The sequence below is a fragment of the Vibrio sp. THAF190c genome (assembly GCF_009363355.1).
Lineage (GTDB): Bacteria > Pseudomonadota > Gammaproteobacteria > Enterobacterales > Vibrionaceae > Vibrio > Vibrio fortis_A.
Map to the genome: position 1 here is coordinate 433,185 of NZ_CP045339.1, position 14,306 is coordinate 447,490.

Here is a 14,306-nt window from a genome sequence, read left to right on the forward strand (position 1 = left end):
TCTGACCTCTAAGAATTAAGGACTACATTGTCTTATACAGCCCACCGTCTTGCAAGATGTTTGTAACTGACTTTGTACTCAAATTTGCAAAGTCATCACCATTTATAATCGCATTGCGAATATCGGTGCTACGAACTTTTACTTTTTCTGGGCAAGCCATCACAGACCAGCGTTCAGTGATCTCGTTAGACTTATAAAAAGACGAGAACTTAAAGAAGTTATCCGGCCCGATGACAAAAGTTATATCGGCCGTTGGATGAGATTCTTGAAGCTTTTTTAATACTGCGTACGTTGTGACGCTTTCACCTGGGCTGTACAAACTTTGCTCTACTAAAGATAGTTCAACTTGCTCAATAGCCAAGTCATTGATAAATGCCTCAACAAGCTGACATCGAATATCATAATCCAGCATGGTTTTTCCCCACGCGTGAGCAATGCTCGGAACAAGTAAAATTCGGTCGAAGTGCACCAAAGATTCAATGACACTTTTATGCCCTAAACTTGGTGGGTTAAATGCACTACCAAAAACCGCTATTTTTTCCATCGCTTGTCGCTGCCTTCTTTTATCTCACTGTGTAAAGAGGTTTTTATCTCTCTTGATTTCGGTATGATAACACTAGATTTCAATTTGCTTGCAGGAAAGGAATACGAATGGAACAGTTAATTCGTGATGAAATGCGCGTTCTACCATCAATTGACGCTCAATTTGAAGTAGATCGTCGTGTAGAGTTCATCAAAACCAAATTACAACAATCAGGATGTAAGTCTCTTGTACTGGGTATCAGCGGTGGCGTTGACTCAACAACATGTGGCCGACTCGCTCAGCTAGCAGTAGACAGTCTTAACGAATCAAGCAACAGCAACGATTACCAGTTTATCGCCGTTCGCCTACCTTACGGTGAGCAAAAAGACGAAGATGAAGCGCAGCTTGCTCTCTCTTTCATCCAACCATCTCAATCTGTATCAGTAAACATTAAAGCGGGCGTTGATGGCCTGCATGCCGCGTCTCATGTTGCGCTTGAAGGCAAAGGTCTTCTTCCTACTGACTCAGCTAAAATTGACTTCGTAAAAGGCAACGTAAAAGCTCGAGCTCGCATGATCGCTCAATACGAAATTGCAGGTTACGTTGGTGGCTTAGTTATCGGTACTGACCACTCGGCAGAAAACATCACAGGTTTCTACACAAAGCACGGTGACGGCGCTTGTGACCTTGCACCACTGTTTGGTCTGAGCAAACGCCAAGTACGTGAACTGGCAGCAACGTTAGGTGCACCAGAGCTTCTGGTGAAAAAGGTACCTACAGCTGACCTTGAAGAGCTAGATCCTCAGAAAGCAGACGAAGATGCACTAAACCTAACTTACGACCAGATCGATGACTTCCTAGAAGGCAAAGAGGTGTCTAAAGAGGTCTCTGATCGTCTAGTAAGCATCTACCAAGCGACGCAGCACAAGCGTCAACCGATCCCAACGATCTACGACTAAGCTCAGGTTGGTTGCGCAGTAATCTGCGTGCCTACCTAGCTCAAGACTCGCTAAGCAAAAGGCCGACGGTGAAGTTCACCGTCGGCCTTTTCATTCTGTTTTATCACCAGAATCTGTTGACCTTTGGCGATTAGTCGACCACTTCGATATCGGTTTGTGGTACACAACAACACGCCAGTACTTGCCCCATATTACGCTCATGATCTTGCAGCGCTGGAACATCAGGTTGATGCACTTGCCCGGACTCTAAAGTCACCTTACATGCTCCACAGAATCCAGCTCGGCAGCTAGACGCAATCGACACACCCGCGGCTTCCGCTTGTTCTAGCAAAGTACCTTGGTTGTTGCCCTCAAACAGATAACCATTAACGCTTAACTGCAGAGTTTTCACCACTTCTTCTGTTGCTTGGTTAACACCAAACGCTTCTTGATGGTAATGCTGTGGATTTAAACCCATTTGAATCAGCATCTTTTTAGCATTGTCCATAAAGCCATCTGGGCCACAAACAAATGCTTGGCGTCGGTGCAAGTCATCGATCTTCGCGATATGAGAAACGCTCAAACGCCCTGACAAACCTTGCCAATCTTTAGCTGGCTGACTAAGTGAGTAGATCACCTTTAGGCCTGGGTGCATATCAGCAATTTCTTGAATCTCTTGTTGATAAGGGATATCCAACTCGCTGCTGCACTGATGATAGAACACCACATCTTCTACTTGGTTGTGGTCGGCAAGGTAACGCAGCATAGAAAGCATAGGTGTGACACCGCTGCCTGCAGAAAGCAGCAAGAGCGGGTGATTTGGATTCTCTTCCAAGTAGAACGCACCATCAGGGTTTTGCGCCACTAATATATCACCCACTTGGAAATGGTCATTAAGCCAGTTTGAGATTCGGCCATCATCGACACGCTTTACCGAGATCGCAAGGCGACCTGCGCGTGATGGGCTTGAAGACAGTGTATAACGACGAGAAATCTTTTCGCCATCAATGGTCATCTCAATCGGTAGGTGCTGACCTGGCTGGTAGCTAGGTAGGACGTTGTCACCTTTGGCAGGCTCCAACCAAAACGTTGTAAAGTCGCGCGCGATCTCTTCACGCTCAACACATGTAAGATGCAACGACTCAACCCAGGTATCTTCATACTGCTCTTTAGGTTTGGTCTCTAGTACTTCAATCTTATCGCCTTCCTTAATCACACCTTCGTTTTTCGCTACAAGGTTCTGGCCAAAGAAAACACCACCAGTCTTATCAGCGCGGAACTGAGAGAAGGTATTCAGTGGCTCTTTTGAAGGACGAAACTCACCTTTATCTACATCAACCGTGGTTAAAATACAGCGCTGACAAGGTTTCACCGCTTCAAACTCGACTTCGCCAATTCGAATACGCTTCCAACCATCTTCACCAAACGCTTCAGTGTTCGAAACCACTAAGTTGGTACGAAATTGATCCATGGTATGCAATTCTGGGCTGCGGCGATTAAGTTCCGCTAGCGATGCTTCACTAATAATAAGAAGTGGGTAGCCATCAGCGAAGCTCACGTTATGCCCGAGCTTCTCACGCACACGATTGGACTGCTCGCCCGTAAACAGTAACTCGACACGTTGTCCAAGCACATCACTGAACCAATCATCTGCGGCATCATTGGTGGTGTATGCGGTGAAGTTGTCTTTCCAAACCGTGGCGGGTGTTTCCTGCATCTTGAACTCGCTATATTTCACACGCAGTGCAGGCTTACCTTCACATGTGAAAATCAAGCCATCCGGTTGCAAGCTAGAAGACACTTTTACCATTTGCGGATACTTACGAGCCGTTACCATTGAGCCATCCGCCAGCGCCAACATAAAGCGTCGGTCAAAACTCAGACCTTGTTTTTCTACCCACGCACTTGATAGCGAGATCCCGCCAACTGATTTAACAGGATAAACATTCACCTGAGAGAGATAAGGACTTTGAGCTTCCGAGGACTTTGACATAACGACTCCAGTGTTATTAGATTTTTTACAATGCTAACAAATGCACCCAGTTTTAGGAACTCGCTCGCACTAAACACTTGATACTCAGCTATTATATTGAGAAGTGAGCAAAATATACCTTTAACCATTAGTCGTGTTATAAACATCAGGAGCCTTGTGGCTGTGTATTTTTTATCAAGCTGCAAGGTGAGACTTTTGAAACGTCATTGAATAAAAAGGAATTATCATGAATAAGCTTCTCGTCATCATCTTATGTGTTCTTCTTCCACCACTTGGTGTGTTCGTCGCTCGTGGCGCAGGCAAAGACCTATTGATCAACATTGTACTCACGATCTTCTTCTGGGTTCCGGGAATGATTCACGGCTTATGGGTGGCGACTCGATAATCGAGCACATTTAATACAAATCAACCCTTTGCCTGTATAGATCGAAGCTTCTACCGATGAAGTAGTAAAAATAGGATGAAATAAAACGGCTTTTCCACTATCATCCTGTCGCCTAAACGTAAGCGATTGCTTTCACAGATTTCGCACTGTTTAGGCTCCAACTACATAACATTTCAATTGGTGGGAGCTTTCAATGACACAACTTACGATTACTCGTCCTGACGACTGGCACGTTCATCTACGCGATGGCGAAGTACTGAAAGATACAGTTCGCGATATCAGCCGTTACAATGGTCGAGCGTTAATCATGCCAAACACTGTCCCACCTGTAACTGATACAGAAATGGCGCTGGCTTACCGCGAGCGCATCATGGCAGAAAAGCCAAGTGATCAGTTCGAGCCACTGATGGCACTTTACCTAACAGACAACACAACTCCTGACGAGATCCGCAAAGCGAAAGCGTCCGGTGCAGTGGTAGCAGCGAAACTTTACCCAGCGGGTGCAACAACGAACTCTGATTCTGGTGTGACGTCTGCAAAGAACATCTACCACGTACTAGAAGCAATGCAAGAAGTAGGCATGTTGCTATTAGTTCATGGTGAAGTAACCACTCACGACGTTGATATCTTCGACCGTGAGAAAGAGTTCCTAGATACCGTTCTAGCGCCTATCGTTAACGACTTCCCTAACCTTAAGATTGTTCTAGAGCACATCACAACGGCTGATGCAGCGACATTCGTTAAAAACGCTAACGAGAACGTTGCAGCAACCATCACAGCACACCACCTACTGTACAACCGTAACCACATGTTGGTTGGCGGCATCAAGCCACACTTCTACTGCCTACCGATTCTTAAGCGTAACACCCACCAGCAAGCGCTAATTGAAGCAGCAACAAGTGGTAGCAAGAAGTTTTTCCTAGGTACAGACTCTGCACCTCACGCAAAAGGCGCGAAAGAGTCGGCATGTGGCTGTGCTGGTTCATACACGGCGCATGCTGCAGTAGAACTTTACGCTGAAGTGTTTGAGCAAGAAGGTAAACTTGAGAACCTAGAAGCTTTTGCAAGCCACAACGGCCCTGACTTCTACGGTGTACCTCGCAACACCGACACTGTGACTCTTACCAAGGAAGAGTGGAACGTAGCAGAAACAATGCCATTCGGTTCAGACATTGTTGTGCCAATCCGTGGCGGTGAGACAATCGGTTGGACAGTTAAATAAGTTCTTAATTTGTCGCAAAAATAATACGCCCTGCACTATCTGTGCAGGGCTTTTTTGTTTGTGAACAAAGTCACTTGCGAATCCATTAATCGTATCTAATCTTATATAAATAGTAACCACACTTATTAAATGGTTTGCATGAATTTAGGCTTAGATATCCGCACACTCTGTTTGATCATGGTCTTTTTATCGGGCACCTATTTTGTCGGGTTATTGATCAAACAACACAGTCAGCCTCAAACCACAGGCGTGCGCACGCTTTTCTATGCCATCTTGTTATTTATGATCGGCTTTTCGCTGCTCAGCTTCGGAAACGACATCAACTTATGGGTTTCCAAGATCCTTTCCAACGCGACTATTGCTGGCGGATTTTGCTTAATCGTATTGAGCCTATGCCAACTCAGACAATCACCAAAACACTACGCCGTTAGCAGCGGGTTAGCACTACTGATAACCATTGCCGCTCTTATCTACTTCACCTTTATTGCCCCCTCAACAAACGCTCGTGTGATTGTAATGAGCCTGTACATTACGCTCTGTAGCCTGGCGAGCATTAAAGTCATTAATGTTGGTACAGCCAAAGACCCTAGTTCTGCGCTCAGACTTTTGCTCGTTGTTTTGATCCTCCATTCAGTGTTCATGATGTATCGAATCTGGTTTACTCTAAATGAGGGCAACATAGGCGATTTCTTGTACGCAGGTAGCATTCATCAATTTGCTATCATTATCACTGCGCTTTTGATTAGTACTCTCGGGTTTACTTATAGCTGGATTCTTAACACTCGGCTCATGCAGTCTCTCTATAGCTCATCACTCAAAGACAGCCTTACCCAAGTCTATAATCGCGGTGCCATGACTGAGCTGATTCCTCGCGAGATCATACGCAACACTCGTTTTAACAACTCCATCTCTTTCATTATTCTGGATATTGATCATTTCAAGGAGATCAATGATCGATATGGTCATCAAACAGGTGACAGAGTGTTAAATGGTATAGGGCGATTACTACTCAATGAATTAAGAGGCCATGATCTTGCTTTTCGCTACGGCGGAGAAGAGTTTTTGATTGTGCTCCCTGAAACCAACTTTGACGGCGCTTGCCAAGTCGCTGAAAAACTCAGATTGCTGATTGAGCGCCAAAGGTTTTGGCTCAAGCAACCAAAACCTATTACTGCTAGTTTTGGGGTAAGCCTTCACCAAAAGGAAAACAGTCTCGCTCGTACCGTTAAACAAGCGGATATTGCGCTCTATTACGCCAAAGAACATGGTCGAAATGCCGTTGGGTGCTTTGACCAAAACCACAACTCCTCTCCAATGGTAGACGAGGCTTACTTGCTCGGTACTTCATCTCATTAGAACCTAAGTACATCGATTAAACGACGTGAGTTAAATGCATCATTAATGACTTCGCCACCTCATATCACTGATTCCAATAACAGTTGCTATCCAGTTAACAGCTGACTATTCTCTCTGCTTGCAATGGATTACACAGAGAAAGAATAATGAAAGACAGCTACTCCTACCCTATCGGTGAACCTGGCAAAAAGTGGACAGACGTTGAGCGTACAGCTTGGCGTGAAAGCCAAACGATCAAGCGTGAATATCAACAAGAAGTTGTGCCAAAGATCAAAGCACTGACTGAACGTTTCGACATTGAGCAATATGGTGCACTGAGCTATGACGAGGCTCGTTTCCCTCTATTCGCAATCAAAACGAAAGCTTGGGATGAGAACAAGCCAACGGTACTCGTGACTGGTGGTGTTCATGGCTACGAAACCAGCGGTGTTCATGGCGCGCTTAAGTTTGCAGATACACAAGCAGAACGCTACAGCCAATACTTCAACATCGTTATCGCGCCTTGTGTGAGCCCTTGGGGTTACGAAGTGATCAACCGTTGGAATCCAAACGCTGTCGATCCAAACCGCTCTTTCTATGACAATACGCCTGCAGAAGAGTCAGCGAACTTACGTGCACTCGTTGCTTCACTTCCACAAGAAGTACTGATGCACATTGATCTTCATGAAACCACAGACTCTGATGAGACAGAGTTCCGCCCTGCTCTAGCTGCGCGCGATGGCCTTGAATACATCGAAGGTATGATTCCAGATGGCTTCTACACAGTCGGTGACACAGAAAACCCGCAGCCTGACTTCCAAGAGGCGGTTATCGCTTCTGTAGAGAAAGTTACTCACATCGCGCCTGCGGATGCCGACGGTAAGATCATCGGTTCAGAGGTGACTCAACACGGCGTGATCAACTACCCAATGAAAGAGCTTGGTCTATGTGGCGGCGTAACCAACTGCAAGTACGGTACAACAACCGAGGTTTACCCAGATAGTGACAAAGTGACTGACGAAGAGTGTAATGATGCTCAAGTTGCGGCAATCGTGGGTGGCTTGGAGTATGTGATTAAGCATGAGCTAAGCGCGTAACAGACCCTAAAAAAAAAGAGCGACTCGCATTGAATGCTGTCGCTCTTTTTGTATCTGCTATTCAGGATTATCCGTTATCGCTAAAGTCACCTTACAGTGCGAAACTAAACCCTAGGCTGTAATCATCGCCGTTTTTTGCTGTGTACTCTTTGTCTTCACTGCACGCAGTTGGTCGGCCTTTCTCATCACCTTGTACCAAGCTAACCCAGTGTCTGATGCCTGAAGAGTAGCTCTCTTCCGTTTGACCAAATGTGGTACATGTCTCTAGCTGAATATCTTCGATATTTACAAGTTCTAGACGACCAGTGCCGGCACGAGCACCAATGGTAACCTCTACGTGTGTGCCGCTTTCGTCACGGAACAGGATTGCTGATGGCTTAGATTTGTCGCCTGCGTAAGCCACAAAGTGCTTCGCTCTTTTCAGACCCGTGTGTTCACCATTCTTAAAGTAAACTTGAACGTGACGGTAATCGATCTCATAGCTAACTGCATCTTCATGCGAACCACTTTCTAGAGGGAAAAGCGTGTCTAGCAGTTGCTTCGCCATGCGTTGCTTTTCCATCTGTTTGTCCGCTTTAACCATTTCGACAGCAAAGACAGCTTCAGCGATAAAGGTAGAATGGTTTCTGTGAAGTTCTGTTTTATCCAATGTAAGCATGTTCATAGTCTTTCCCTCGTACGGCTTTAAATTCCATCTAGATCAAAAAGCTTAATCGACCCGTTTTTAATTGATTATTGCGTTGTGTTTTGCAGTAACTAAAGATTACATCGATTTTAGAAACAATTTCACAACAAAAACTTCACAGTGTTAATTTTACAGATTTTGTCAATTTTACAGCGCGAGATCATTCTAATCAGAGGATCCATAACTAATTCCAAACCCTTCCTATATCACTGAAATTAAAAACAAAAAAAGCCGCACTAATGAGTGCGGCACCTTGGGCTTGGTAAATAACAGGGATTTTACAGTTTCACTTTTTTTGTGAAATTCGTTTTATTAGATTTCTGTTATCTGGTCGATTCCTTTAACTTCAAGCGCATCGCGTGAAGGACAGGTTCAGTGTAACCACTCGGCTGAGCACAGCCTTCAAAAACCAACTGACAAGCAGCTGAGAACGCAATGCTGTTTTCAAAATCATCCGCCATGTTGCGGTAATTTGGATCACCTGCGTTTTGCTCATCAACCACTGCAGCCATGCGCTTCATTGTGGCCATCACTTGCGCATCATCACAGATACCGTGACGAATCCAGTTTGCAATGTGCTGACTTGAGATACGCAGTGTTGCACGGTCTTCCATCAAGCCAACATCGTTGATGTCTGGCACCTTAGAACAACCAACACCTTGGTCAATCCAGCGCACTACGTAACCCAGAATACCTTGAGTGTTGTTATCAAGTTCACTCTGGATATCTTGAGCAGTCAGCTTTTGGTTACCTAGTAATGGAATCGTTAGGATGTCATCGACATTCGCTCTTACACGTTCACGAAGCTCTTTTTGACGACTCGGTACGCTCACTTGGTGGTAATGAAGTGCATGCAGTGTTGCTGCAGTCGGTGATGGAACCCATGCTGTGTTCGCACCCGCTTTAGGATGACCTAATTTAGCTTCCATCATCTTGGCCATGTTGTCTGGCTCTGGCCACATGCCTTTACCAATTTGCGCCTTGCCTTGTAGGCCACACGCTAAACCGAGATCGACGTTTTGATCTTCGTACGCGCCAATCCAAGTCATGGTTTTCAACTGTGCTTTTGGAGCAAACGGGCCCGCTTCCATGCTGGTATGAATCTCATCACCTGTGCGGTCTAGGAAACCGGTATTGATAAATACCACACGGTCTTTCGCGGCGCGGATACACTCTTTCAAGTTAACCGAGGTACGGCGCTCCTCATCCATAATGCCCACTTTAATCGTGAAACGCTCAAGACCTAGAGCATCTTCAATTCGACCAAACAACTCATTGGTAAACGCCACCTCTTCAGGGCCATGCATCTTAGGTTTTACGATGTTAATGCTATTGGCAGTCGAGTTTTGGTATGGGCTGTTACCCTTCAAATCATGCATTGCGATAAGCGAAGTAATCATGCCATCCATGATGCCTTCTGGTACTTCATTACCGTTTTCGTCGATGATTGCTGGGTTAGTCATTAGGTGCCCAACATTACGCACAAACAGCATGCTTCGGCCTTTCAGAGAGATCTCTCCGCCGCTAACACTGGTGTACTGACGATCTGGGTTGAGGCTGCGAACAATAGTCTTACCATTCTTCTCAAGCGACTCTTGTAAGTCACCTTTCATCAAGCCTAACCAGTTTCGGTAAGCGAGTGCTTTATCTTCACCATCTACCGCAGCAACAGAGTCTTCACAGTCCATAATGGTCGTGAGTGCCGCTTCAACCAGAACGTCTTTAACCCCAGCAGCATCTACGCTGCCGATAGGTGCACTCGGGTCAATTTGGATTTCGATATGAAGGTTATTGTGTTTAAGAAGAATACAAGAAGGTGCACTTGCCTCACCTCGGTAGCCGATGAACTGGCTGTGCTCGATAAGCGTAACTTCTTCACCGTTCTCTAGCGTTGCGGTAAGAGTATTACCTTTGCTGACATTACTGATGCTGTATTTAGTGACGTCTTTGTGGGAAACACCGTTTAATGGCGCTGCTTCGTCTAGAAATTCGCGAGCATACGCAACTACCTTGGCACCACGTACTGGGTTGAAGCTACCCCCTTTCTCTGCGCCATCTTCTTCACTGATCACATCCGTGCCGTAAAGGGCATCGTATAGGCTACCCCAACGTGCGTTTGCGGCATTAAGTGCAAAACGCGCATTCATGATAGGCACTACAAGTTGCGGGCCTGCTTGAGTTGCGATCTCTGGTTCTACGCTTGCTGTGGTGACTTCGAAATCATCGCCTTCTGGTACAAGGTAACCAATCTGTTGTAGGAATTGTTTGTACTCAACCGGATCCAGCGCTTGACCAGCTCGCTCTTGGTGCCACACATCAATTTGATGCTGAAGGTCATCACGCTTAATCAATAATTCTCGGTTCTTTGGGGCAAGGTCTTTAAGGATATCAGCAAAAGATTGCCAAAAATCTTCGGCGTTAATGCCTGTTCCCGGAATGACCTGTTCATTAATTAACTGGTAGAGGGTGCTATCAATGTTCAAGCTTCCCTGTTGAATACGACTGCTCATAAAATCTCTCTCAAATTAACCGATGACTACTCAATAAACTACGTAACGGACCAAAATTTAGCTAATTTATGCCATTTATATTGAATATTCATGAAAAAAATACCCATAAATCGGGGCTATCCTGTCACGCCGCTCTCTATTTCACTAGCGACACTTTTAATCAAACGACGCATCCATTGATGGTCGGGATTACTCTGCAATAACGGACTCCATGCCATCTTCACCTCAAAAGGTTCAATAGCAAATGGCGCAGGCTTGATCAGCAAATTTGGGTTATCCCTTTGCAGTTGAGCCGCCTTTGTTGGAATCGTCAGAATCAGATTCTTCTGTTGGGCAAAAAGAATGGCCGACAAATAATGTCGCGTAAACACCGTGATGTTTCTCGTTTTACCGATACGCATTAGTGCCTCATCTATCCACCCCAATTTCTGTGCTTCACTTGGGTTGATCCCGACGCCAGTACCCATTCCCGTCTTGCTTACCCAAATATGTTGAGCTTTTAAATACGACAAAAGGCTAAAGTCATCGGCAATTGGGTTGTCGCAACTGAACAAACAAGAGAACCCGTCATGCCAAAGGCTCATCTGATGGAAGGACTGAGGGATGTTGTCAAAACGGTTGATAATAATATCAACGGTGCCCTGTTCTACGTCCTGATAACTCACGTCACTGGGCGTCATAATATCGAGACGAATCTTCGGTGCGATCTCACTAAGCCTTCTTAATAATGGCTGAATAATGGTCGATTCTGCGTAGTCACTCGCCATGATTCGGAACACGCGTTCGCTGTCCTCCGCCCGGAATTCGGTGGTTGGCTGCAATGTCTTCTCTACATTAGCCAAAATATTTCGAATCAACGGCTGAAGCTTTTGCGCGCGCTCCGTCGGTATCATCCCTTCACTGGTTCTCACCAATAATGGGTCCTCTAAAAGGTCGCGTAATCGACGAAGTCCATTACTCATGGCTGGCTGAGTAATACCCAGTTGCTTGGCTGCACGAGTCACGTTTCGCTCTCGCAATAACATGTCTAAATACACAAGTAGATTAAGGTCTATACGAGCAATATTCATATAAAAAATACCGAATATAATAACTATAAATTAACAAAATTATCACATGTGTGATTATTCTTTGTCCATAGCAAAGTTTTAATCCAAGCCAAATTTGGCAAACATACCCCACGTGAAACTAAGGAATAGTTATGTCGCAAATCACACAAGATATCGAAATGATCGAAGTTGCAAAACGTGCTGCTGGTGCTCCATGGGATGCTATCAACCCTGAATCTGCTGCTCGTATGCGTGCTCAAAATAAATTCAAAACCGGTCTAGACATTGCGCAATACACGGCAGACATTATGCGTGCAGATATGGAGGCTTATGACAAAGACAGCTCTCAATACACTCAATCTTTGGGTTGCTGGCATGGTTTTATCGGTCAACAAAAACTGATTTCAATTAAAAAGCATTTTGGCGGTAAAACAGATCGTCGTTACCTATACCTTTCTGGTTGGATGGTTGCGGCATTACGTTCAGAATTCGGTCCTCTTCCAGACCAATCAATGCACGAAAAAACAACCGTTGCTGGCCTAGTTGAAGAGCTATACACATTCCTACGTCAAGCAGATGCTCGTGAACTAGGTGGTCTATTCCGTGAACTAGACGCAGCACGTGAAGCAGGTGATGTTGACCTACAAGACTCTATTCAAGACAAAATCGACAACCACGTAACACACGTTGTACCAATCATTGCGGATATCGATGCAGGTTTCGGTAACGCAGAAGCGACTTACCTAATGGCTAAGCAGATGATTGAAGCGGGTGCATGTTGTCTACAGATTGAAAACCAAGTAGCTGATGAGAAGCAATGTGGTCACCAAGACGGTAAAGTAACGGTACCTCACGCAGACTTCCACGCGAAACTACGTGCACTTCGTTACGCTTTCCTAGAGCTAGGCATCGACAACGGCATCATCGTTGCACGTACTGACTCACAAGGTGCAGGTCTAACAAAAGAGATCGCTGTAGTGAAAGAGCCGGGTGACCAAGGCGATATCTACAACTCTTACCTAGATGTAGAAGAGATCGATGTAGCTGACATGAAGCAAGGCGACGTTTGCTTCAACCGTGACGGCAAGCTTGTTCGTCCTAAGCGTCTACCTTCAGGCCTATACCAATTCCGTCAAGGTACGGGTGAAGACCGCTGTGTATTTGACTGTATTGAAGCAATCAACGCAGGTGCTGACCTACTTTGGATTGAGACTGAGAAACCACACATTGGTCAAATCAAAGAGATGATGGATGGCGTTCGTGCAGTACACCCTAATGCGAAACTGGTATACAACAACTCACCATCATTCAACTGGACACTAAACTTCCGTCAACAAGCATACGATGCAATGGTTGAAGCTGGTGAAGACGTTTCTGCATACGACCGCGCTAGCCTAATGAGTGCTGAATACGACGAAACTGAGCTGTCTAAGCGTGCTGATGAGAAGATCCGTACCTTCCAAGCAGATGCGTCTCGTGAAGCAGGTATTTTCCACCACCTAATCACGCTACCAACGTACCACACGGCTGCGCTATCTACAGATAACCTAGCGAAAGAGTACTTCGGTGACCAAGGTATGCTGGGCTATGTTGCAAACGTTCAACGTAAAGAGATTCGCCAAGGCATTGCTTGTGTTAAACACCAAAACATGTCTGGTTCAGATATGGGTGATGATCACAAAGAGTACTTTGCAGGTGAGAACGCGCTGAAAGCTGCAGGTGAGTTGAATACTTCACACCAATTTGACTAATCGCTTAACGAGCTTCCTCTCTTCTTCTCCTGGTGAGAGGGGAAGCTCATCTTACTAAGCTTTTATCCCCCGAAAGCTTGGTATCAAATAAACAAACGCGATTTTTTCAAAAGCCAGATTTGCGTGATAAACCACTGTTCCTTCTCGCTCTTCTGGCTAAACTAATACCATTCATGTTGTTGAGAGTGCCTATGACTTCTGTACCTACCTACTTACAAGATGCAAAAGAACTGCTAACTGACGATGGCTTTGCAACCGGTGATATTTGGTATCACGGAACCTCTTCAGCCTTGCTTGCTTCCATTAAAGGTCAAGGGCTGAAACGCTCGGGAGACAAAGCACTGAATGAAGCAGCGCAGAAAACAATGGCCACGATTGGCAATAACTACACAGAATCGACTGAGCCTGTATTCCTGACTCAAAGTAAAGAGCTGGCTTACTACTGGGCGCAACAAACTGTGCGTGAACGTAGCGTGCGTTTCGAAGGTGATGAGCAACCTATCGTACTGGCGGTTAACTTATCAGAAAAACAACGAGCGAAAGTAAGACCGGACGTGGGTGCAATGAGCCTGTTAATGATGAGTATCGGCGAGAACTTCATGGCACACTTAGCTAAGGTATACCAAGAGTGTGGTATTGAAGGACCGGATATTGATCTTCGCTCCGCAGATCGTATGGACTATCAAAATAAGCTCGGCATGGCGTATATCAACGAAGACATCAGCCGCGCATGCATCAGCGAAGTGCTTGAACCAGAAATGGCTGACTGATTGATATCACATTAAGCTATATAGAATTAAAAAGAGGACTCATTGAGT

12 protein-coding genes are annotated in these 14,306 nt (G+C 45.4%); 7 read left to right on the forward strand and 5 right to left on the reverse strand.

What is annotated here, in order from left to right:
• Window positions 1-22: 22 nt before the first annotated feature.
• Window positions 23-544, reverse strand: coding sequence for a nicotinate-nicotinamide nucleotide adenylyltransferase (locus FIV04_RS17010; RefSeq protein ID WP_152469836.1), 522 nt, complete (start codon window positions 542-544; stop codon window positions 23-25).
• Window positions 545-651: 107 nt separating this feature from the next.
• Between FIV04_RS17010 and nadE the strand changes: the two genes are divergently transcribed.
• On the forward strand, window positions 652-1,482 hold the full coding sequence (gene nadE, locus FIV04_RS17015) for an ammonia-dependent NAD(+) synthetase (RefSeq protein ID WP_152469837.1): 831 nt from the start codon (window positions 652-654) through the stop codon (window positions 1,480-1,482).
• Window positions 1,483-1,612: 130 nt separating this feature from the next.
• On the opposite strand, the gene FIV04_RS17020 is transcribed toward nadE, so the two are convergent.
• Window positions 1,613-3,454 carry a hybrid-cluster NAD(P)-dependent oxidoreductase gene (locus FIV04_RS17020; RefSeq protein WP_152469838.1) on the reverse strand — a complete coding sequence of 614 codons (1,842 nt, stop codon included), beginning with the start codon at window positions 3,452-3,454 and terminating at the stop codon, window positions 1,613-1,615.
• A gap of 226 nt (window positions 3,455-3,680) precedes the next feature.
• On the opposite strand from FIV04_RS17020, the gene FIV04_RS17025 reads away from it, so the two are divergent.
• The 4 genes from FIV04_RS17025 (at window position 3,681) to FIV04_RS17040 (ending at window position 7,493) form a co-directional block, all read left to right on the forward strand.
• Window positions 3,681-3,839, forward strand: a complete 159-nt coding sequence (locus FIV04_RS17025; protein WP_032550463.1) for a YqaE/Pmp3 family membrane protein — start codon at window positions 3,681-3,683, stop codon at window positions 3,837-3,839.
• Between the two features lie 193 nt (window positions 3,840-4,032).
• Window positions 4,033-5,061, forward strand: coding sequence for a dihydroorotase (gene pyrC, locus FIV04_RS17030; RefSeq protein WP_152469839.1), 1,029 nt, complete (start codon window positions 4,033-4,035; stop codon window positions 5,059-5,061).
• A 138-nt stretch (window positions 5,062-5,199) separates the two neighbouring features.
• Window positions 5,200-6,417: a GGDEF domain-containing protein gene (locus FIV04_RS17035; protein WP_152469840.1), complete on the forward strand. Its 1,218-nt coding sequence runs from the start codon at window positions 5,200-5,202 to the stop codon at window positions 6,415-6,417.
• Window positions 6,418-6,563: 146 nt separating this feature from the next.
• Entirely contained in the window at window positions 6,564-7,493 is a 930-nt protein-coding gene (locus tag FIV04_RS17040) for a M14 family metallocarboxypeptidase (protein WP_152469841.1), read from the forward strand.
• 91 nt (window positions 7,494-7,584) lie between these two features.
• Here the strand turns inward: FIV04_RS17040 and FIV04_RS17045 are convergent, their stop codons facing one another.
• The 3 genes from FIV04_RS17045 to FIV04_RS17055 all read right to left on the reverse strand — a co-directional run bounded on the left by FIV04_RS17045 (window position 7,585) and on the right by FIV04_RS17055 (window position 11,758).
• Complete coding sequence (locus FIV04_RS17045; RefSeq protein WP_032550467.1) at window positions 7,585-8,157, reverse strand: malate synthase; 573 nt, start codon at window positions 8,155-8,157, stop codon at window positions 7,585-7,587.
• A 344-nt stretch (window positions 8,158-8,501) separates the two neighbouring features.
• Window positions 8,502-10,688: a malate synthase G gene (locus FIV04_RS17050; RefSeq protein WP_152469842.1), complete on the reverse strand. Its 2,187-nt coding sequence runs from the start codon at window positions 10,686-10,688 to the stop codon at window positions 8,502-8,504.
• Window positions 10,689-10,804: 116 nt separating this feature from the next.
• Window positions 10,805-11,758, reverse strand: a complete 954-nt coding sequence (locus FIV04_RS17055; RefSeq protein WP_032550470.1) for a LysR family transcriptional regulator — start codon at window positions 11,756-11,758, stop codon at window positions 10,805-10,807.
• A 131-nt stretch (window positions 11,759-11,889) separates the two neighbouring features.
• Here FIV04_RS17055 and FIV04_RS17060 point away from each other — a divergent pair, with 131 nt between their 5' ends.
• Together FIV04_RS17060 and FIV04_RS17065 are read left to right on the forward strand one after the other, a co-directional pair.
• Window positions 11,890-13,488: an isocitrate lyase gene (locus tag FIV04_RS17060; protein ID WP_152469843.1), complete on the forward strand. Its 1,599-nt coding sequence runs from the start codon at window positions 11,890-11,892 to the stop codon at window positions 13,486-13,488.
• A 191-nt stretch (window positions 13,489-13,679) separates the two neighbouring features.
• On the forward strand, window positions 13,680-14,258 hold the full coding sequence (locus FIV04_RS17065; RefSeq protein ID WP_152469844.1) for a hypothetical protein: 579 nt from the start codon (window positions 13,680-13,682) through the stop codon (window positions 14,256-14,258).
• Window positions 14,259-14,306: the final 48 nt, after the last annotated feature.